Origin of the sequence: Halobacillus litoralis (assembly GCF_020171725.1) — a bacterium.
Classification (GTDB): Bacteria; Bacillota; Bacilli; order Bacillales; family Halobacillaceae; genus Halobacillus; species Halobacillus litoralis_F.
Genome location: NZ_JAIVAJ010000009.1, coordinates 49,088 through 68,781, shown reverse-complemented (window position 1 = coordinate 68,781; position 19,694 = coordinate 49,088). Strand labels below are relative to the sequence as shown.

Annotated in this window: 22 protein-coding genes; 16 read left to right on the top strand and 6 right to left on the bottom strand. The window is 48.3% G+C overall.

The genetic code is table 11. From position 1 onward, the window contains the following. The first annotated feature begins 189 nt into the window (after positions 1-189). The 4 genes from mnmE (at position 190) to LCM20_RS17160 (ending at position 5,179) form a co-directional block, all read left to right on the top strand. Positions 190-1,566 carry a tRNA uridine-5-carboxymethylaminomethyl(34) synthesis GTPase MnmE gene (mnmE, locus tag LCM20_RS17175; protein ID WP_225196727.1) on the top strand — a complete coding sequence of 459 codons (1,377 nt, stop codon included), beginning with the start codon at positions 190-192 and terminating at the stop codon, positions 1,564-1,566. A gap of 26 nt (positions 1,567-1,592) precedes the next feature. Next, a complete protein-coding gene (gene mnmG / locus LCM20_RS17170) occupies positions 1,593-3,482 on the top strand; it encodes a tRNA uridine-5-carboxymethylaminomethyl(34) synthesis enzyme MnmG (protein WP_225196726.1) in 1,890 nt (629 codons plus the stop codon). 17 nt (positions 3,483-3,499) lie between these two features. Beyond that, positions 3,500-4,216 carry a 16S rRNA (guanine(527)-N(7))-methyltransferase RsmG gene (rsmG, locus tag LCM20_RS17165; protein ID WP_225196725.1) on the top strand — a complete coding sequence of 239 codons (717 nt, stop codon included), beginning with the start codon at positions 3,500-3,502 and terminating at the stop codon, positions 4,214-4,216. A 240-nt stretch (positions 4,217-4,456) separates the two neighbouring features. Continuing rightward, complete coding sequence (locus tag LCM20_RS17160; protein WP_225196724.1) at positions 4,457-5,179, top strand: alpha/beta hydrolase; 723 nt, start codon at positions 4,457-4,459, stop codon at positions 5,177-5,179. A gap of 41 nt (positions 5,180-5,220) precedes the next feature. On the opposite strand, the gene LCM20_RS17155 is transcribed toward LCM20_RS17160, so the two are convergent. Then, the gene (locus LCM20_RS17155; protein ID WP_225196723.1) at positions 5,221-5,829 is read right to left on the bottom strand and encodes an acetate uptake transporter; all 609 of its coding nucleotides are present in this window, start codon (positions 5,827-5,829) and stop codon (positions 5,221-5,223) included. 121 nt (positions 5,830-5,950) lie between these two features. On the opposite strand from LCM20_RS17155, the gene LCM20_RS17150 reads away from it, so the two are divergent. Next, positions 5,951-6,445: a metallophosphoesterase gene (locus LCM20_RS17150; protein WP_318247326.1), complete on the top strand. Its 495-nt coding sequence runs from the start codon at positions 5,951-5,953 to the stop codon at positions 6,443-6,445. A gap of 27 nt (positions 6,446-6,472) precedes the next feature. On the opposite strand, the gene nei is transcribed toward LCM20_RS17150, so the two are convergent. Both nei and LCM20_RS17140 read right to left on the bottom strand, forming a co-directional pair. Continuing rightward, positions 6,473-7,294 carry an endonuclease VIII gene (gene nei, locus LCM20_RS17145; RefSeq protein WP_225196781.1) on the bottom strand — a complete coding sequence of 274 codons (822 nt, stop codon included), beginning with the start codon at positions 7,292-7,294 and terminating at the stop codon, positions 6,473-6,475. Between the two features lie 63 nt (positions 7,295-7,357). Then, the gene (locus tag LCM20_RS17140; RefSeq protein ID WP_225196722.1) at positions 7,358-8,227 is read right to left on the bottom strand and encodes an SDR family oxidoreductase; all 870 of its coding nucleotides are present in this window, start codon (positions 8,225-8,227) and stop codon (positions 7,358-7,360) included. A gap of 104 nt (positions 8,228-8,331) precedes the next feature. Here LCM20_RS17140 and LCM20_RS17135 point away from each other — a divergent pair, with 104 nt between their 5' ends. Next, entirely contained in the window at positions 8,332-8,790 is a 459-nt protein-coding gene (locus tag LCM20_RS17135) for a GNAT family N-acetyltransferase (RefSeq protein WP_225196721.1), read from the top strand. A gap of 28 nt (positions 8,791-8,818) precedes the next feature. Here the strand turns inward: LCM20_RS17135 and splB are convergent, their stop codons facing one another. Both splB and LCM20_RS17125 read right to left on the bottom strand, forming a co-directional pair. Continuing rightward, positions 8,819-9,847: a spore photoproduct lyase gene (splB, locus tag LCM20_RS17130; protein ID WP_225196720.1), complete on the bottom strand. Its 1,029-nt coding sequence runs from the start codon at positions 9,845-9,847 to the stop codon at positions 8,819-8,821. Next, on the bottom strand, positions 9,841-10,104 hold the full coding sequence (locus tag LCM20_RS17125; protein WP_318247325.1) for a transcriptional regulator SplA domain-containing protein: 264 nt from the start codon (positions 10,102-10,104) through the stop codon (positions 9,841-9,843). Before LCM20_RS17125 ends, splB begins: the two co-directional genes overlap by 7 nt. A 203-nt stretch (positions 10,105-10,307) precedes the next feature. On the opposite strand from LCM20_RS17125, the gene LCM20_RS17120 reads away from it, so the two are divergent. The 7 genes from LCM20_RS17120 to LCM20_RS17090 all read left to right on the top strand — a co-directional run bounded on the left by LCM20_RS17120 (position 10,308) and on the right by LCM20_RS17090 (position 15,354). Further along, positions 10,308-10,640, top strand: a complete 333-nt coding sequence (locus LCM20_RS17120; RefSeq protein ID WP_225196719.1) for a hypothetical protein — start codon at positions 10,308-10,310, stop codon at positions 10,638-10,640. 265 nt (positions 10,641-10,905) lie between these two features. Continuing rightward, positions 10,906-11,760 carry an ABC transporter ATP-binding protein gene (locus LCM20_RS17115; protein ID WP_225196718.1) on the top strand — a complete coding sequence of 285 codons (855 nt, stop codon included), beginning with the start codon at positions 10,906-10,908 and terminating at the stop codon, positions 11,758-11,760. Positions 11,761-11,787: 27 nt separating this feature from the next. Further along, a complete protein-coding gene (locus LCM20_RS17110; protein WP_225196717.1) occupies positions 11,788-12,522 on the top strand; it encodes an ABC transporter permease in 735 nt (244 codons plus the stop codon). Between the two features lies 1 nt (position 12,523). Then, complete coding sequence (locus LCM20_RS17105) at positions 12,524-13,657, top strand: sensor histidine kinase (RefSeq protein ID WP_225196716.1); 1,134 nt, start codon at positions 12,524-12,526, stop codon at positions 13,655-13,657. Continuing rightward, the gene (locus LCM20_RS17100) at positions 13,654-14,262 is read left to right on the top strand and encodes a response regulator transcription factor (RefSeq protein ID WP_225196715.1); all 609 of its coding nucleotides are present in this window, start codon (positions 13,654-13,656) and stop codon (positions 14,260-14,262) included. Before LCM20_RS17105 ends, LCM20_RS17100 begins: the two co-directional genes overlap by 4 nt. A 203-nt stretch (positions 14,263-14,465) precedes the next feature. Then, positions 14,466-14,843 (top strand): glyoxalase superfamily protein, encoded by a 378-nt coding sequence (locus LCM20_RS17095; RefSeq protein ID WP_225196714.1) that lies wholly within the window; start codon positions 14,466-14,468, stop codon positions 14,841-14,843. A gap of 139 nt (positions 14,844-14,982) precedes the next feature. Beyond that, positions 14,983-15,354, top strand: coding sequence for a hypothetical protein (locus LCM20_RS17090; RefSeq protein ID WP_225196713.1), 372 nt, complete (start codon positions 14,983-14,985; stop codon positions 15,352-15,354). A gap of 108 nt (positions 15,355-15,462) precedes the next feature. Here the strand turns inward: LCM20_RS17090 and LCM20_RS17085 are convergent, their stop codons facing one another. Then, positions 15,463-16,653, bottom strand: a complete 1,191-nt coding sequence (locus tag LCM20_RS17085) for an MFS transporter (protein WP_225196712.1) — start codon at positions 16,651-16,653, stop codon at positions 15,463-15,465. A 439-nt stretch (positions 16,654-17,092) separates the two neighbouring features. Here LCM20_RS17085 and noc point away from each other — a divergent pair, with 439 nt between their 5' ends. From noc to LCM20_RS17070, 3 genes are all read left to right on the top strand, one after another. Next, complete coding sequence (noc, locus tag LCM20_RS17080) at positions 17,093-17,953, top strand: nucleoid occlusion protein (RefSeq protein WP_225196711.1); 861 nt, start codon at positions 17,093-17,095, stop codon at positions 17,951-17,953. A 96-nt stretch (positions 17,954-18,049) separates the two neighbouring features. Beyond that, positions 18,050-18,823, top strand: coding sequence for a ParA family protein (locus LCM20_RS17075; protein WP_225196710.1), 774 nt, complete (start codon positions 18,050-18,052; stop codon positions 18,821-18,823). Continuing rightward, entirely contained in the window at positions 18,804-19,637 is an 834-nt protein-coding gene (locus LCM20_RS17070; RefSeq protein WP_225196709.1) for a ParB/RepB/Spo0J family partition protein, read from the top strand. Before LCM20_RS17075 ends, LCM20_RS17070 begins: the two co-directional genes overlap by 20 nt. Positions 19,638-19,694 lie beyond the last annotated feature (57 nt).

Sequence of the window (19,694 nt, the reverse complement as noted above, 5' to 3'; positions counted from 1 at the left end):
TGGTTATGCACATGTGGACAACTTATAAGCATTCGCAGTCTTCCGATTCGATGTGGATAGCTTTTCAAAACACCAGGGTGTGTGGTATTCTAAGTTGTTAGTGAATATAAAATATCAGCGATTTGTGGATAATAGAGAAAGAATAGGATATAGATATGAGAATTCGTTATTTTAAGGAGGTGAGCGCGTGTGGAAACTGATACAATAACCGCCATTTCGACCCCTATGGGGGAAGGTGCGATTGCAATTGTACGACTCAGTGGTCCAGAAGCGGTTTCGATTTCCGCTAAGCTCTTCGAAGGCAAGGATCTGAATGGAGTCGACTCCCACACGATGCATTACGGAAAAATCATCGATCCTGAAACAGGGGACATGGCGGAAGAGGTTATGGTTTCTGTCATGCGGGCACCGAAGACGTTTACTAGAGAAGATATCGTCGAAATCAACTGTCACGGCGGACTTGTCTCCGTCAACCGCGTACTGGAGATCGCCCTTGCAAGTGGCGCACGTCTGGCAGAGCCGGGTGAATTCACGAAGCGTGCCTTCATGAACGGACGCATCGACCTGTCCCAGGCAGAAGCCGTTATGGACTTGATCCGTGCCAAGACGGACCGTGCGATGGATGTGGCACTTAAGCAGATGGACGGCCGCTTGTCGAAACTGATTCAAGACCTCCGTCAAAAGCTGCTTGAGACGCTTGCTCACGTAGAAGTGAACATCGATTATCCAGAATACGATGATGTCGAAGAGATGTCCCATGAGATGATGGAACAGAAGACGAAAGAGGTTCACGAAGAAGTGACCCGCATTCTCGAAACGGCACGGCAGGGTAAAATTCTCCGTGAAGGGTTAGGCACAGCCATCATCGGCCGCCCGAACGTCGGGAAGTCATCCTTGATGAACGCCCTCGTTCATGAAAACAAAGCCATCGTCACAGAGATCCCTGGAACGACACGGGACGTCATCGAAGAATACGTCAACGTGCGCGGGGTTCCGCTCCGTCTGATCGACACGGCTGGAATCCGCGAGACGGAAGATATCGTCGAAAAGATCGGTGTCGAGCGCTCCAGACAGGTGTTGAAGGAAGCCGATTTGATCTTGTTCGTCTTGAATTATGGAGAAGAGCTGTCAGAAGAAGATGAGAAACTGTTCGAAGCGGTTTCTGATTTGAATGTGATTACCATCGTCAATAAGACGGATCTTGAACAGAAGCTCGATATCGCACGCGTGAAGGAGCTTTCCGGCGACAATCCTGTCGTGACAACCGCTCTGATCCGTGAGGAAGGCATCGATCAGCTTGAGAATGCCATTGCGGATACGTTCTTTGAAGGAGATCTGGATGCCGGTGATATGACGTATGTGTCGAACGTGCGCCACGTCCAGCTGCTCAAGCAGGCAAAACAAGCCCTTGAAGATGCTCAGAACGGCATGGAAATGGGCGTTCCGCTTGATGTCGTCCAAATCGACGTCACCCGCACATGGGAAATCCTAGGTGAAATTGTCGGAGATACCGTCAATGAGAGCTTAATCGATCAGTTGTTCTCGCAGTTCTGTTTAGGAAAATAATTACTTTTTAAAAGGAGAGTCACCACATGACATATGATGCAGGGCATTATGACGTAATTGTAATCGGTGCCGGTCATGCAGGGGTTGAAGCAGGTCTTGCAGCCGCACGCCGCGGAGCGAAGACGTTGATGCTGTCGTTGAACCTGGATTTGGTTGCTTTTATGCCATGTAACCCGTCCATCGGTGGACCGGCGAAAGGAATCGTCGTCCGTGAAATCGATGCGCTTGGCGGAGCCATGGGGAAAGTCATTGATAAGACGCACATTCAAATGCGCCTATTGAATACAAGAAAAGGGCCGGCCGTACGTGCGCTTCGTGCGCAAGCGGACAAGCCTTTATATATTAAAGAAATGAAACGCGTACTCGAAAGCCAGGACAACTTGACGATGAAGCAGGGCATGGTCGAAAAAGTCCTTGTGGAAGACGATCAAGTCAAAGGAGTCGTCACAGAGACGAAAGCGGCTTTCTATGCGCCGAACGTCATCGTGACAACCGGTACGTTCATGCGCGGAAAAGTACTAATCGGCGACCTTTCCTATGAAAGTGGACCGAACAACCAGCGCTCAAGCGTCAGCTTATCCGAGCAGCTGGAAGAGATGGGCATCGAAATGGTCCGTTTCAAGACGGGTACCCCGATGCGCGTCAACAGTAAGACGGTCGACTATTCGAAGACCGAAATCCAGCCTGGAGAAGAAGAGCCGCGCTCCTTTTCCTATGAAACGACGGAATTCATCACCGACCAGATTCCGTGCTGGCTGACGTACACGAATGAAACGACGCACAAAGTGATCGACGACAACTTAGGATTGTCCGCGATGTACTCAGGTGCCGTGAAGGGAACCGGGCCGCGTTACTGCCCGTCCATCGAGGACAAAATCGTTCGTTTCAACGATAAGCCTCGTCACCAAGTCTTCCTTGAGCCGGAAGGACGCGACACGGAAGAAGTCTATGTACAAGGCCTTTCCACGTCCCTGCCTGAATACGTGCAGAACGAAATGATGCGTACGGTTCCAGGACTTGAGAATGCTGAGATCATGCGTGCCGGTTATGCGATCGAGTACGATTCCGTCGTCCCGACACAGCTGTGGCCGACGCTTGAAACGAAGCAGATCTCCGGTCTCTTTACAGCAGGTCAGTTGAACGGAACATCCGGTTACGAGGAAGCGGCTGGGCAAGGCTTGATGGCTGGAATCAACGCGGCTGCGAAAGCTCTTGATCTCGATCCGCTTGTACTCGACCGTTCCCAAGGCTACATCGGCGTCATGATCGATGACCTTGTGACAAAAGGGACGAGTGAGCCGTATCGTCTGCTGACATCCCGTGCCGAATTCCGCCTCATGCTGCGCCATGATAATGCCGATATGCGTTTGCTTGAAATCGGCTATGAGCACGGCTTGATTCCGGAAGAACGCTACAACCGTTTCCTTGAGAAGAAACGCAAGATCGAAGCAGAGAAAAAGCGTCTCAGCAAGCAGATCCTGAAGGCGACCGATGAGGTACAGGCTGTCATCGAAGAAGCCGGCGGATCTCCGTTGAAGGACGCGATGCACGCTCTTGACCTGTTGAAACGACCTGAGATGAAGTACGAGCATATCGAGCGCGTGTCCCCTAGTGAGGAGCCTCTTACAGCGGACGAAAAAGAGCAGGTCGAAATCCAGGTGAAATACAGCGGCTATATCAAGAAGGCCCTTGAGCAGATCGAGCGTATGAAGAAGATGGAAACGAAGAAGATTCCAGATAACATCGACTACGATGCCATCAACGGCCTTGCGACAGAAGCACGCGAACGCCTGAAGAATGTTCGTCCACTATCTGTCGGTCAAGCTTCCCGTGTATCTGGTGTAAACCCGGCGGACGTATCGATTCTGCTTGTTTACATTGAGCAAGGGAACGTCGCCCGCGTCTCAGGGGAATAAACCAAGGGGAGGAAGCTATGGATACGAAGACGTTTGTAGATGCTTTGAAAGAAAAAGGCATCGAACTTGATGAGAAACAACAACAGCAGTTCCAGCGTTACTTCGACATTCTCGTCGAATGGAATGAAAAAATGAATCTGACGGCCATCACGGATCAGGAAGGCGTCTATTTGAAGCACTTCTATGATTCGTTGACGGCTGCTTTCTATCATGATTTCACTCAGGAGCTGAGAATCTGTGATGTCGGAGCGGGTGCAGGCTTTCCGAGCATCCCTCTGAAAATCGCTTTTCCTCAGTTGAAGGTGACGATCGTCGATTCACTCAAGAAGCGCATCACCTTCTTGAACCATTTAGCTCATGAACTGGAGCTTGATGATGTCGCTTTCTATCACGATCGTGCCGAGAACTTCGGGAAGAACCACAAATTCCGTGAAGGATTCGATCTTGTTATGGCCAGAGCCGTCGCGCGTATGAGCGTACTGAGCGAGCTCTGCCTGCCCCTCACCGTGAAGGGCGGTCATTTCATGGCGATGAAAGGCCCGAACCTGATGGACGAAATGGAAGATGCCAATGTCGCTGTTCAGACGGTTGGTGGCGAAGTGAAGGACGTCTTCACGTTCCACCTGCCTGAAGAAGACAGCGAGCGGAACATCGCCATTATCGAAAAGCGTAGAAAAACACCGAAGAAGTACCCGCGTAAAGCCGGTACACCGAATAAACAGCCGATTGAATAGGCAGAAGGCGACTCTCGATGCCGGGAGTCGTCTTTTTTTCTGGTGTCAGAGGGGGAAAAGTTTCGTGAGAGCTTGGGTCACAACGTTTTTCAAGCTTTCACGGGTTGAAAACGACCTTGATGAAACGTCTCTCTACCATTTCATCATCTAGGAATCGGGAAAAACGGCATGATTGCCATTCTCTCGACCGTTTCAGCTGGAAGATGTATAGTATGATCATAGAAATAAGGGGGCGAGCTCATGAAACGGTTCATCAAATATGCAGCCATTAGCGTCGTAGTACTACTACTCGTCGCTGTTATCGGCTTTTACATTTGGACGCAGCAGACGTATCAACCGTCAGAACAGCTCAATCAATGGGTGAGTGACATCGAAAAGTCAGAGGGCTGGGTCGTGTTTGAGCCGGATGAGGAACCGGAATCAGGGGTCATCCTTTATCCAGGGGCAAAAGTGGAGCCGGAAGCTTACGGTTATTTGGCGGAGCAGCTGGCAGAAGCCGGGTATCTGACAGGAGTGCCGGATGTTCGGCTGAATCTCGCTTTAACCGATTCGAGTAAGGCAGAAGAATTAATCGAACGTTATCCACATGTGGATAACTGGTACGTCGGCGGTCATTCCCTTGGAGGAGTAGCAGCGGCTTCTTTTGCAAGTAAAGACGAGGCCGCAGGTGTCATTTTCTTAGCGTCTTATCCAACGGAAGGAACCAGCTTTGCTGATACCGATGTTCCGATTCTATCGATTTACGGGGAAAAGGACGGACTGACGACTCCTGAGAAAATTGAAGAAACAGAGCCTTACCTTTCTGATCAGACGACGCTCCATCAAATCGATGGTGGCAACCACGCTCAGTTCGGCGTGTATGGTGAGCAGAAGGGGGACCGGGCAGCTGACATCTCTGTCAAAGAACAGCAGGATGAAATCGTCGAGGTCATCACGCAATGGCTAAAAGAGAAGAATAGCTGAAAAAGAAGACCGATGCTCTCTAGAAGCATCGGTCTTACAAATTATTTAAAGATACCGAATGGTTGGCCTACAGGTAATGTCACTTTTCCGAAGTGCGTGTTCAACACACTTGCTGCGGATCCGTAGAAGCTGAGAATCGCAATCGAGAATTCTGCGACAGCCGCTAATGTGTGCATCGCTTCCGGCATGACGCCAAGCGTCGATAGGGATAAGCCGATGAATAAGAAATCAATAAGGACGAAAATAAAGAATAGCACTTTATGCGTTTCCATCGCTCCAATTGTCATAAACACACTGAAAATCAAGTAGCCGATGTAGGCAATACCGAGCTGTTTCGGGTCGACGGCCTGCGCCGCAGCTTCACCGAATACACCGAAGTCGATCAACCAGGACGTTCCGACGCCGAGCCAGAAGAGTCCGAATGCACCGAAAGCGGTCATCCCGAATGTGTTGTTATGCTTCGCGTCAAGCATACTTGCGATCAGCTGTGCGATTCCACCTAAGAAGATCGCCCAAGGCAGTACGAACGACACGCCGTCTGTTAATCCTAATTTAGCGGATGAAGCGACGAGTGTAACCATCGCGAGTCCGAATAATCCGAAAGCAGATGGATCAGCGGTCACCATCTGTACCTGTTTTTGTTGATTCATGTTGCATTCCTCCTTACACATACTTGACTACTGTACAGAAGAAAAGGTGGTTATGCAATAGAAAGTTCAGGGAAAATGTCGAACAAGGAAATGGTGAAAAATTCAGAAAAAATAAGAGGTGATGGTGATGAAGTTGGTCGTGTTATCGGACACGCATATCCCGAAAAAAGCGAAGCAGCTGCCCGAACGACTGACCGAAGAGCTTACGGCTGCAGATAGAATCATCCATGCCGGAGATTGGCAGACGCTTGACGTTTATGAAGAGCTGAAGACATTTGCTCCCGTACACGGAGTCTATGGCAACGTGGATGGGGAGGAGATTCAATCGGTCTTTCCAGAAAAACAGATCATAGAGACAGGCGGATTTCGGATTGGGATCGTCCACGGACATGGTGAAAAGAAGACGACGGAGAAGCGGGTCGTCGAAGCGTTTGAAGGAGAGGAATTGGACCTCATCGTATTCGGTCATTCCCACCTTCCGCTCCTTCGATTTGTGAAAAACACGATGTTGTTTAACCCGGGATCAGTGACGGACAAACGAAGACTCCCGCGTTATTCGTTCGGTATTCTGACGCTCGGGGAAGAACTTCATGCTGAACATGTTTTCTTCCCATGAAAAAGCCGGAGGATTGCTTCCTCCGGCTTACTTCGACTGACAAGTGGGGCAGTAGTAGCATCTTCGTGATCCGGCTCGGAATTTGATGATTTCCGTGCCGTCCACGCGGCAGGCCTTTCCTTCACGGTTGAACACCCAATGACGATATTCGTACCGCTTCGCTCCTGAGGCTTTCAGTTTCTCGGCAAGTTCCAGGTCGTTCGTAATCCCTTTATGCTTGTACGACTGCCACATCAGATCGATGCTCGCCTGCGCGGCTTTCTCAAGCTGTTCCTCTGTACAATCGACGGGTCTCAGCTCAGGGTGGATACCTGCGACGAACAGGATTTCACTCCGCAGATAGTTGCCGATTCCCCCGATGAACGCTTGATCCAGGAGAAGCGAAGTCCACTTTCTGCGGTGGAACCGTTTCTCGTGGAACCTCTCGACCAACTCTTCTTTCGTGACGTCTTCACTCAGAATATCCGGTCCGACTTTCGCGATGAACGGGTGGGCCTCCACTTCCTCATCTCGTAACACTTCAATATCAGAAGCACTATAGAGGAGCGCAGATTTCTTTTCATTATGAATCGCAAATCTGAGCTGGCGGTTCGTTTTCGGATAGTTGTAGGCGTTCCGTGTGTACCACTTGCCGTACAACTGGTTGTGCGAATAAATCGTATAGCCGTTGTCGAAGCGGGTGAGCATCGCTTTCCCTTTCGTGTCGACACGAAGGATGTGCCGTCCTTTCAGGATCTCCTCATAGTCTTTGAGGTGATCGAAGGCGAAGAAAATTTCCAGCACTTCGCGACCTACCACGGCTTTTTCGACATAATCGGCGGCTTTTCTAATTTCAGGACCTTCCGGCATCAGCACCTTCTCCCTTCCTACTTTTTATTGTAAAAGGGAAGCGGGCGTTTGCAACTGTCCTGCTTAGCTCGATGTGTAAGCTCCGCCGTTGATATGGATGAACTGTCCCGTCATATAAGAGGCGTCATCGGATGCGAGCAGGACGTAGCTGCCGACGTGCTCGACGGGTTGGCCGGGACGTCCCATCGGAGTGTCAGCCCCGAATTTCGCGACATCGTCTGCCTGGAATGTAGACGGAATCAGAGGTGTCCAAATCGGACCTGGTGCTACGCCGTTTACGCGAATGCCTTTTGATACGAGCTGCTTGGCAAGGGAACGGGTGAAGCCGACGACCGCTCCTTTTGTCGCTGTATAGTCGACAAGCTGTTCATTTCCGACGAACGGGGTGACCGAGCCCGTGTTGATAATCGAGCTTCCTTGCGTTAAATGCGGGACGACCGCTTTTGTCATGTGAAACATCGAGAAAATGTTCGTCCGGAACGTACGCTCGAGCTGCTCCTTCGTAATCTTCAGGATGTCGTCGGTCGGATGCTGTTCAGCTGCGTTATTGACGAGGATATCGATTTTTCCGAATGCCTTGATCGTCTGCTGAACGACGGTTTGGCAGAACGTCTCTTCTCCTACATCACCAGGGATGAGAATCGCTTTCTGTCCCTGCTGTTCCACAAGCTGTTTCGTCTTCTCGGCGTCTTCATGCTCATCCAAATAGACAATCGCGACATCCGCACCTTCCTTCGCGTATCCGATGGCAACGGATTTCCCGATTCCGCTGTCTCCGCCTGTGATGAGCGCGACTTTCCCTTTCAGCTTCTGCCCACTTTGATAATCGGTATCGGCATGCAGCGGAGCAGGATTCATCTCTGACTCTACTCCCGGTTGTCTATTCTGTGTCTGAGCGGGCTGTCCTCCGTATTGACGTTTTGATCGATCCATCATTCATCTCTCCTTTTTCATTTTCTTTCTGTTCCTTATCTTTCCACAATTCCCGTGACACTACGCATTTGTTTTCGTATAGTGGAAAAAAAGGGGGAATGAACATGATTCAGGAAACGAAGGATGCGTCAGTCGTCGCGCGGCTGAACCGGTTTGTCCATGATTTGCACGTTGAACTGTACCCTCATCTATTCAAGCCATATCGATTTGAACGGATGCTGAACTTTTTTGAAAGTAAAATCGGAAAGCCGTACCATACGTTCCTGATTGCAATCGACGAAGAGCCGGTCGGTTTTGTATGGGTCGAAGAACGCTATGAGGAAGAGAACGACTTCAAGAAGGCACGTGCTTCGTTGTACGTGCATCAGATCAGTGTCGACACGACGAAGCAGCAGCGGGGTTACGGGCGGAAGCTTCTCGAGGCTGTCGAAGACCTCGCACGGGAAAAAGGAATCGATGCGATTGAACTTGATTACTGGGCGGGCAATACCGGAGCACGCTCGTTTTATGAAAAACAAGGATATGTGCAGCACCGGGAAGTCGTGCAGAAGAAATTGAAATAACCCTCCCTCGATTGAGGAAGGGTTTGTTTCATGTGAAATATTCCAAGGTCGCTTCAGGGAAATATTGATTGATGTAGCCGCCAAGCGTGCTCTTCATATCTTCCTGTTCGTCCTTTTGATAGACGTACTTACCGATTCCGTACCGTCCCCATTTGTATTTGCGCTTCTCTTCGTCCATTTCGAGCTTCGTCATCGGGTAGTTTTTCTGGATGACGCGTTTCGCAGGCTTCGTGAAGCGGTGCTGGATCAGCTCGAACGTCAAATCCTTCGTCGCATAATCCGGTAGCTTGTCATGAAGCTTTTCAAAAAGGATCCGGTACCCTTCCTTCCAGTCATCGTACAAATAAATCGGTGCGATGATGAAGCCGAGTGGATAGCCGGCTTTCGCTACTTTAGCAGCCGCTTCGATGCGGTCATCGAGGCGTGAGGTGCCGGGCTCTAAATATTTGATGACATAGTCCGCATTCATGCTGAAGCGGAACCGCGTCCTGCCGTTGTGCTTCGCATCCAGCAGATGATCGACATGTGCGAACTTTGTCACAAAACGAAGGCGCCCGTGCTCGGATTGACCGAAGTATTCGATCGCATGCTTCAGCGTATGGGTCAGGTGATCGATCCCGACGATATCCGATGTACAAGACGCTTCAAACCGCGTCTCCTCAGGTGCACGCTCTTTCATATACTCCTCTGCCGCTTCAAACACTTCATTCGTATTCACATACGTCCGGATATACGGCTTACTCCCCATTGTCGTCTGAAGATAACAGTAGTGGCAGTGTCCCATGCAGCCCGTCGCAAAAGGGATGGCATACTCCGCAGAGGGTTTGGAGGTATCGAACTTGAGAGTCTTTCTCACTCCGACCACAAGCGTCGACTTCGCCATTCTATATTTCTGAAAGTCATTGTCCCCGGGCAGATTGCGGACTTGGTTATGGGACGTCGTTTCTCTGATTTCAATGCCCATCCCCTCGAACTTCTCTTTCAGCTCTCGCCCGAGCGGGTACTCCAACGCGCGGGGCTCGATGTAAACCAGTTCAGGTACGAAAGGTTTTACCACAGCTCTCCCTCCGATTCCACTCCGCCACCGAACGCATCGTGATAGGCGCGCTCTGCATCGCCTTCGGAAGCATAGACCGCAATATCAGAATCTAACGGAAAATAGGTTTCATATAAAAATAAAGCCAGCTCCCCGGGCTGTTCCGGGTTCTTCACGACAGCCGCCTCCTGGACATTGGCGACATCGTACGTGTGAGGGTTGCGATAGATGACGTACACAATATCTCCTGCACGGTAGTTTTGTTCATTCATTTCCATGCTTTCACCTGCTTTCCATCGTTTGTGCTCATTTTTCCACAAAGCGAAAGATTTATGAGGTACTAATAAGTGGTAAAGTTGAAGAAGAGGGCATTCAATTCTTTTCACGTGAAAAAATCAGCCGATGACATAAGCCACTTGTCCATGCAAGTCCCTTTCTTTTTCATAGGATGTAACTATCAAGAGAAAAGGGAGGGATAATAATGGCTGAAAAAAAAGAAATCATGGGAATGATTGATGAAGCTGGTCAGGCGACAGAATTTCTAGGTAACGACGGACTGGGTGGGTTGATCATCCTGTCTGCACTTTTGACAGAATTCAAACTGGCGGAAGTAATTGGAGCAGAAGCGAAGAAAATCAAAGCTGCGACACATTATGTTACGCATAACAGCCCAACAGAGACGGCGATGAATGACTTGGTTGAAATCGATAATTCTGTGCGCGGGGTCTTGGATCGAGTGTGCTGTATCGAAGAGAAAGTAGTTGAGAAGCTCAGAATCGGTGCACGTCTAAGGAACGCACCTGAAGTTGAATAATCTTAGAAGGCCACTTGAGTTTTAACAGACTCAAGTGGCCTTTTTTATGTGTGTAAAGAAGGTCTAAAGTCTGCATTCCGACTTTGGGGTCGTAATCATTGAATGAACGACTTAGCCCGGAATTTTCATCTGAAACAATATAGAAGTCTGAGCAAGAGACCATAGGATTTTTTTGGATGTGACAATTGTCATCTGAAGTCATGACAGAGGTTTCTACAAGACGAATCCTGTGCCCTTTATGATAAGGATAGAAAGGGTGATGGTTATGTTGAGCGTAGAACATTTGGCAAAAGACTTCGGCCGAAAGCGCGTGCTGCACGATGTTACATTTTCGCTTGAAAAGGGAGAGAGTGTCCTTTTGCTTGGGGCGAACGGAGCTGGGAAAACGACACTTCTCGACATTCTGATGGGAAATATTAAAGCGACGAACGGGCACATCGACTGGTACGAAGGAAAGAAAAAGATCGGACTCGTCCTTCAGGATGCCTCTGTCATCGATCGGGTGACGGTCAAAGAGCTGATTCAATGGACGAGGTCGCTGTACACTTCTCCGTTGTCTTATCAAGAAGTGATTCAAAACGCCGGACTTGTGGAGATGGAGAAAACGAAGACCGATAATTTGAGCATCGGTCAAAAGCGGAAGCTTCATTTCTCCCTGGCCCTCGTCGGTCAGCCCGACCTTTTGATAATGGATGAACCGACGGCAGGCATGGATGTTCACGCCCGCAAAAACGTCTACCGTCAAATCGAGAAGTTGAAAAAAGCTGGTATGACGATCTTGATGACGACCCATGTCCTTCAAGAAGCCTCTCTGATCGGAGACAGAGTTCTGTTCCTCGAGAACGGCGTGATCAAAACGGACGAAACAGTCTCAGGGCTTGAGAGTACGACGACCTGGATCCGGTTCCGTCTGGAGAACGAAAACGCCGCTTCGTTTCTACAACAACAAGGATTCACGTGGAACAGTGACGTGAAACTTTGGGAAAAAGAAACGAGATCCTCTGATGAGTGGATTCGCTGGCTCGTAGAAAACAACGTTCCTTTTCAAGATTTGTCTACGGAGAAGAAGTCGATGGAAAACTTCTATGAGGAGTGGACCTCTGAAGAGGCGATGGGATGAGAATGAAAAAAAGAGGAGGATTTTTCAATGAAAATCATTTACAATACAAGTAAAATGGAAATGTTTAGACTATTTCGAAATCAATACTTTGTTGTGTTCTCTCTCCTGATGCCGTTTATCTTCTATGCGATCTATACGACGACGGTCAGTGGAACGATGGAGATTGCAGGTACAGAATGGAAGGCTTATTTTCTTATATCGATGACGTGCTTCAGCTTGATGGGATCATCGGTGACAACGATGGGGATTCAGCTGTTGTATGATCGACGTCAGCCATGGATGAAGTGGGTCCAGTCGTTACCGATGAAAAGGATGCAATACTTCACAGCCCGCCTCGTCTCACTTATGGTGCTGAACGGGATGATCATCATCGCTCTGTTTACGGCGGCATCGGTTTGGAAGGGCATTGAGCTTCCGTTGATGAAATGGGTTCAAGTGGGCGGTTGGATTTGGCTCGGCATCCTCCCTTTTCTTGCCCTCGGCTTATGGATCTCAGTTTTCAAAACACCTGATACAGCAACAGGCGTAGCGAATCTTCTCACGCTCGGAATGGCGCTGCTCGGCGGGCTGTGGACACCGATGGACAACATGCCTGCATTCGTCCAATCGTTCGGCACTTGGACGCCGGGTTACCTCTATGCCAACGGCGCATGGTCGCTGCTCGCTGGAGAAGCCGTTCCGCTTGTGACCATCGTGGTCTTACTCGCCTATCTGGTCATATTTGCGGGAGGTGCTCTCTACACACACGCAAGGAGGATCTAATGTGAAAAAAGTTCGGCTATTTCCCGAGAAATATGGTCATCTGCCTCTGTTCTGGTCGCTTTACTTTTTATTCCCGCTCTACAATCTGCTCACATGGGGAGGGTGGGAAGGTGTAGCGGGAATCGCTTTGCTTGTTCTTTTTTATTTCTTTTTCCGTGATATTTATTGGGCGCCTTCCAGGGCGTTTATGAATGGAATCTTCATGACGATCATCGTCGGTATTTTTCTATATTTCTATCATGAATCGTTCTTATACTTAGCGATCTATACCGCTTATGCGACACCCTTCATTCAAAAACGGCGATCGTTTTTCGTTTATTATGTCTTGTCGATCATGCTGTTTGTCGAACTGTACTGGATTCATCAGTCCGGTCATATGGTGGTCGAAATCGCTCCGATATCGGCCGCGTGTATTATGATCGTCGTGATCCCGCTTATTATGCAATATGAAATCAAGTGGAGCCAGACGAAAGAAAAGCTCGACCAGGCGAATGAGAGGATTGAAGAGCTGGTGAAGCAGCAGGAGCGAGAACGAATCGGACGTGACCTGCATGACACGGTCGGCCAGACGCTGTCGATGATTACGCTCAAAAGCGATATCGCCCTCCGTATGCTGTCTACGAACCCGGCTCAATCGGAGAGCGAAATCAAAGATATTCATCAAATTTCACGGACGGTGTTGAATCAAATCCGTGAAATCGTGACCGATCTGAAGCAGTTGTCGATGGAAGAAGAAATCGTCTTGTCTGAGAAGCTGCTTCGCGAGGCATCCATCACGCCGGTTGTTGAAAGGAGCGGGTCTGTTGAAGGGTTGAATCCACTCTATGAAAATATTCTCGCCTTCAGTTTACGTGAATGTGTAACGAATGTGATTCGGCACAGTCAGGCGACCCGCTGCCACATCACCATTGAGGATCATAAGAAGGAGATTCGTCTCAAGGTGCAGGACAACGGCATCGGGATTCAAAAACCAAAAGGCAATGGCTTGTTCGGCATGGAGGAACGTCTGCGGATGATCAGCGGACGTGTGTCGATCGAAAATGCTGCCAACCAAGGCGGGTCTGTCCATGTTTTTGTACCGAAAGTGCAGCGCAGTAAGGAAAAGGATGCATGGGATGAGGAGGAAACAGGTTGATTTCAATATTGATAGCAGAAGACCAGCAAATGCTGAGAGGAGCGTTACGGACGCTGTTGAATATGGAAGAAGATTTCGAAGTCGTCGGCGACGTAGGAAACGGTGAGGAAGCCTTGCAGTTTATCCAACAGCACGCGCCCGATATGGCGCTGCTCGATATCGAAATGCCCTTGATGACAGGACTCGATGTCGTCGAAGCCTTACAAAAAACAGCGACCAAAACGAAAATTCTCATCCTCACAACATTCTCGAAACAAGGATACTTACAGGATGCGTGGGGATACGAAGTAGATGGCTACCTGCTGAAGGATACGCCGAGTGAGGAGCTCGCTTCTTACATACGCCAGGTCAAAGAAGGCAGGCAGGTGATCAGCCCACAGCTCATTCCTCAACTGGCTGCAAGAACGAAGCGGGTGTTGACCCCTCGAGAGGAAGACGTACTGAAGCTCGTTGAAAAAGGATACAGCACGAGTCAGATGAGTGAAGCGCTGCATTTGTCGAATGGCACGATCCGGAACTATATGTCGGAAATCATGAGTAAGCTGGATGCGCAGAATCGGACGGAAGCGGCTTTTATTGCGAGGCAGAATGGCTGGTTGGACTGACGGAAAAGATTTTTGAAACTGATTCTTCATCCGTTCTTGTATGTGAGAAGGGTGGTGCGAATCTCACCACCATTTATGATAAAACTCTTATCTTGAGGTGAGGTTATCAAGAAGATAAAGCTTAGGTTTAAGTGCAGCTGGTTCTTATAATTAAGTTTGATACATGAATTAAATTAAAAGATTCCATAAGAAAGGATGAGATGATGAGTACATCTAAAATTATAATGAAAACCCCTACTCCCATCTTGCGTATTTTTGATGAGGAAAAAGCCAAAGAATTTTATATGTCATTTTTAGAGTTCGAGTTAGATTGGGAGCATCAGTTTGCTGATGATATGCCTCTGTACATGCAAATATCTCATGGAGGTTGTATCATTCATCTTTCAGAGCATCACGGAGACTGTTGTCCTGGGTCTGCGATCAGAATAGAAGTAGAAAACGTAAAGTTAATTCATTCAAATCTCATTTCAAAAAAATATAAAAATTCCCACCCCAGGATTGAAACAACGCCATGGAATACTCTGGAGGTTACCGTTAAAGACCCATTTGCAAATAGAATTGTGTTTTTTGAGTACGTTTAATCATTTATATACGTTTTCCACCCTATTTGTTTGGCAGGAGGAATGGTGTAACTTCCTGTAGTGTTACTTCGTCTTATAAACCAGGGGAAGTGATTATATCAAAAAATTACACTTTATCACGTTCAGTTTAATAGTTGTAATGCTTTTAACTGGCTGTGGCTTAGAAGAAAAGACACTTGCTGAATTTTATGAGGAAGACTTAAAAGATGTTTCTAAAATAGTAATGACTGATGGTAATACAGGCTACAAAGAAACAGTTACTGATAAGGAGGCGGTAAATACGTTTATAGATGAAATAAAAGATATAAAATTCCTCCCAGAAGAAAACCAAGAGGCTAGAACTGGTTTTAATTACTCAATCAGTTTTTTTGATGGGAACGAAGAGACCTTTCAATTTGGACCGACTCAAGTAAATGAAAACTACTACTACACAGAACCAGATATTCATCCTATCCTGACCGATTTTTACAAAAATATGAGTGAAATTAATGGACGCATATTTTACTTTTAAGGTATTGATTGCATTAGTTACATAAGCCCCATATAAAAAAGAGCAACCTCCATTCAAAATGGAAGTTGCTCTTTTCTGTTACTATAGCAGCCATTTTTATAAAGGTGGCTAAGCCTCCATCCGTTTAGCTTGGATCGGAATCAGTACCCCGATTAGTGCGATGACGGCGCATCCGATGAACATTGGGGTGAAGCCGTTGACGGCAACGAGACCGATGGACGTGAAGACGAGCAGGTCGAAGCACGAATCCAGGATCGACAACAGCGATATCGTCGTCGCCCGTACATCTGACGGGATGATGTCGTTCGACAGCTGCGAATAGACGGGATAGCGGATCGCTGTGACGAGCTTCAGCACCAAGACCACCCCGAGAATGACCCAGAGTGATGCGTGGAAGAGCGCCGTTGCGGTCAATCCGATGACCGCGATCATGCCTGTAGAGAACAGGAGTCTGACTCTGTTGAAACGTGCAGTCATCCATCCGATCGAACGGGATGCGACAAAGCCGATCATAGAAGCGATGGCATAGACGAGCCCGATCCAAAATACGGGCAGTCCGGCATCAACCAGCAGCTTCTGATCGAACTGGGCGAAGACCGCTCCGACTGGGATGAACACGAGCGTGATGTTGATGAACATCCAGAGTACCTGCGGTGTACGTCGGATCGCCTTGATTCCGTCTGTGACCTGCTGAATGACAGGCTTCGTGTAGCCGCCTTGAGTCGACGGATTTTTGATGAACCATAGTAGGACGAACTGAATGGTCATGAAGACCAGTGTCAGTGTAATCAAAAGTCTGAACTGAGGTTCGGTTAAGTCCTGTGCGATAAAGGCACCGATCAGGACGGCGATGATGGATACGATGAACGTGGCAGAACCGATCTGCCCCATCGCCCGGTCCATCAAATGTTCTTCCTCTGAAAGTTTTAGCGACTCGTAAATCAACGCTTCATCGGCTCCGCTGAAAAAGGTCGCAGCGAATCCCGTGAGAAAACTGCTCAGAAAGAAAACCCACGGATCGAATGCGACGTAGAACAGGCTGTATGCGATGATCGCGGTGAACGAGCCGATCAAAAAGGCCCGCTTCGCACCGAAGCGGTCTGCGACGACGCCTGTCGGGATTTCCCCTACGAGCACGCCGACGCTGAAACAGGTGAGCACAACGAGAATGAGCGATTCATCAAGCCCTCTCGCAAAGTAAAACAACGTGAGCACCGGCTGTAAGAAGCGGACACTTCCGAAGATCTCCGCCCAAAATAATAAACGAATATTGTGTGAAGCAATGGTATTCTTTTTCAATGACATGTCCTCCTGCTTTGTGTTTGGTCATGGTAGCTGGTTCAGCAGGAGTGTCAGCATGGTTTAGTCTGCGTTCACCCCTGCTGATGGTTGTGAGAAGATCATGATACTTTTTTGCATGTTCCATTCCTCCAGTTCTAGTAGTCTCTTAAATTCTATTCGAGCTTATCCCCTGATTCCCTCCCCTTTTCAAAAGAAAATGTCGACAAATTTTTCCTCCCTTTATTCGAGGAATTCTCTATTTTAATGAAATCAGCTATACGGCATTCGACAGCTTTTGTCTCTTTTTCTTCATGTATCAAGATACTTTTAATCTATGAAATATGATAAAATGTGATTAGAGTAAAAAAGGCATACGTATGCGCGAGCAGCCTAAAGAGCCTGCAGCGCTTTTTTCTATGGCGTATGCTTGAAGCGTATAAAGGTGGTGTGTCTGATCGTGTTACATCCTTTTGGTCGATTGTTCGGGCTTGGGGACAAGACGGAATCAGAAGAAGAGAACAGCAATGAGGAATCTTACAATCCTGATGAGGTCATGCAGATCCCTGTCGATCTCATTCAACCGAACCGTTATCAGCCGCGAGCGATTTTTAACAACGAGAAGATCAGTGAACTTGCCCAGACGATCCATACGCATGGGATGATTCAACCGATCGTTCTTCGTAAACTGAATGATTCTGAATATGAATTGATTGCCGGAGAACGACGCTGGCGTGCTGTCCAATCTCTTGGATGGGAGACAGTTCCGGCTATTCTTCGTGAAATGAGCGATTCGCAAACAGCCTCTGTCGCTCTCATTGAGAACCTGCAGCGTGAAGAACTGACGGTCATTGAAGAAGCCGTCGCCTATGCGAAGTTATTGCAAATACATGAGTTGACGCAGGAGGCGCTTGCGCAGCGACTCGGCAAAAGCCAGTCCACCATCGCCAACAAACTGCGTTTATTGAAGCTTCCGGAGTCTGTTCAGGAAGCGGTCATGGATAAGAAGATTACAGAACGTCACGCAAGAGCTCTCATCGCAGTGAAGGATCCCCAGTTGCAGGAGCAGATCCTCGGCGAGATTATAGAGAAGCAGTGGAACGTGAAGCAGACGGAAGAACGAATTGCGAGAATCAATGAACCACAGAAGAAGAAAAAGAAACCGACATTAAAAGGTGTAAATAAGGATATGCGGATTGCGATGAATACGATCCGTCAATCACTCGACATGGTCCGTGATACAGGGACAGATCTGGAGACAGATGAAGAGGACCACGATGATTATTATCAAATTACGATAAAGATACCGAAGAAGAAATAGCGAACCGGAGACCCATCTTGTTATGTAGATGGGTTTTTCTTGAATAGAAAGGGAATTCCCTTTAGATCGACTATAAAAATAAGGGCAGGTGTTCATATGGGGAAAGTGATTTCGGTCGCCAACCAGAAAGGCGGCGTCGGAAAAACGACGACAGCTGTTAACCTAAGTGCGTGTCTCGCTTATTTGAATCATAAAGTCCTTCTCGTGGATATCGACCCTCAAGGGAATGCCACAAGTGGATTGGGCGTGGAGAAGGCGGATATGGACCTGTGTATTTACGACATTCTCGTAGAAGGGGTCGAACCGAAGCAGGTCTGTACTGAGACGCTTGTCGAGAACCTCGATGCCATTCCGGCTACCATTCAGCTCGCCGGAGCGGAAATCGAGCTCGTCCCGACGATTTCAAGGGAAGTCCGTCTGAAGCAGGCGATCGATCAACTGAAGTCTGAGTATGACTTCATTATCATCGACTGCCCCCCTTCTCTTGGGTTGTTGACGTTGAATGCGCTGACGGCCTCTGATAGTGTATTGATTCCTGTGCAGTGTGAGTATTATGCTTTAGAGGGACTCAGTCAGTTATTGAATACCGTACGCCTCGTTCAGAAGCACTTCAACCAGCAGCTGATGATCGAAGGGGTCCTCTTGACGATGCTTGATGCGAGGACGAACCTCGGCATTCAAGTGGTCGATGAAGTGAAGAAATATTTCCGAGATAAAGTCTATCAATCGATTATCCCCCGTAACGTCCGCTTAAGTGAAGCACCAAGCCATGGAAAGCCCGTCATCTTGTATGATGCCAAGTCCAGAGGAGCAGAAGTCTATTTAGAACTAGCAAAGGAAGTGATCAGGGATGGCGAAAGGGTTAGGTAAAGGATTCCAAGCTTATTTTCCTGAAGAAGCAAAAGAAGAGGAACAGGTTCACGACATCCCCGTTCAGTCATGTCGCCCGAACCCCTATCAACCTCGTCTCACGTTCGATGACGAGGCCATTGAGGAATTGAGCCAGTCGATCAAGGAACACGGCATCCTTCAGCCGATCATCGTAAGAAAAAGCATCAAAGGCTATGAAATCGTCGTCGGTGAGCGCCGTTTCAGAGCTTCGAAAAAAGCCGGGCTTGAGACGATTCCCGCATTAGTCCGTGACTGGACCGATGAACAAATGATGGAACTTGCTCTGCTTGAGAACCTTCAGCGCGAGGATCTGACCCCGGTTGAAGAAGCGAAAGCCTATCAAAGTCTTCAAAAAGAACTCGGTGTCACACAGGACGAGCTGTCCGAACGCCTCGGAAAAAGCCGGTCTCATATCGCCAACTTGATCCGCCTGCTGTCCCTTCCGTCCGAAGTCATTCAGAAGATCAATGACGGGACATTGTCGATGGGGCACGGCCGTGCACTCCTCGGTTTGAAACAAAGAGACGCCGTCCTTAAAATGGCGGAACGAATCGAAAACGAGAAGCTGAGCGTCAGACAAGTGGAGCGTCTCATCCAGGAGATGACGCAGAAGAAAAAGAAGAAGAAGCCTGCCGCCAAGGATGTATTCATCCAAGAACGTGAGCATTCATTGAAGCAGCAGCTCGGCACAGGCGTGAAGATTCATAAAGGGAAACGTAAAGGCAAAATTGAGATTGAATTTATGAACGAAGAGGACTTGGAGCGCATTTTACATTACTTCGATAAGGAATGATGAACCTGGCGCTTTCTTGAGCCCGGGTTCTTTTTTCAATACATATAGGAGAGAAAT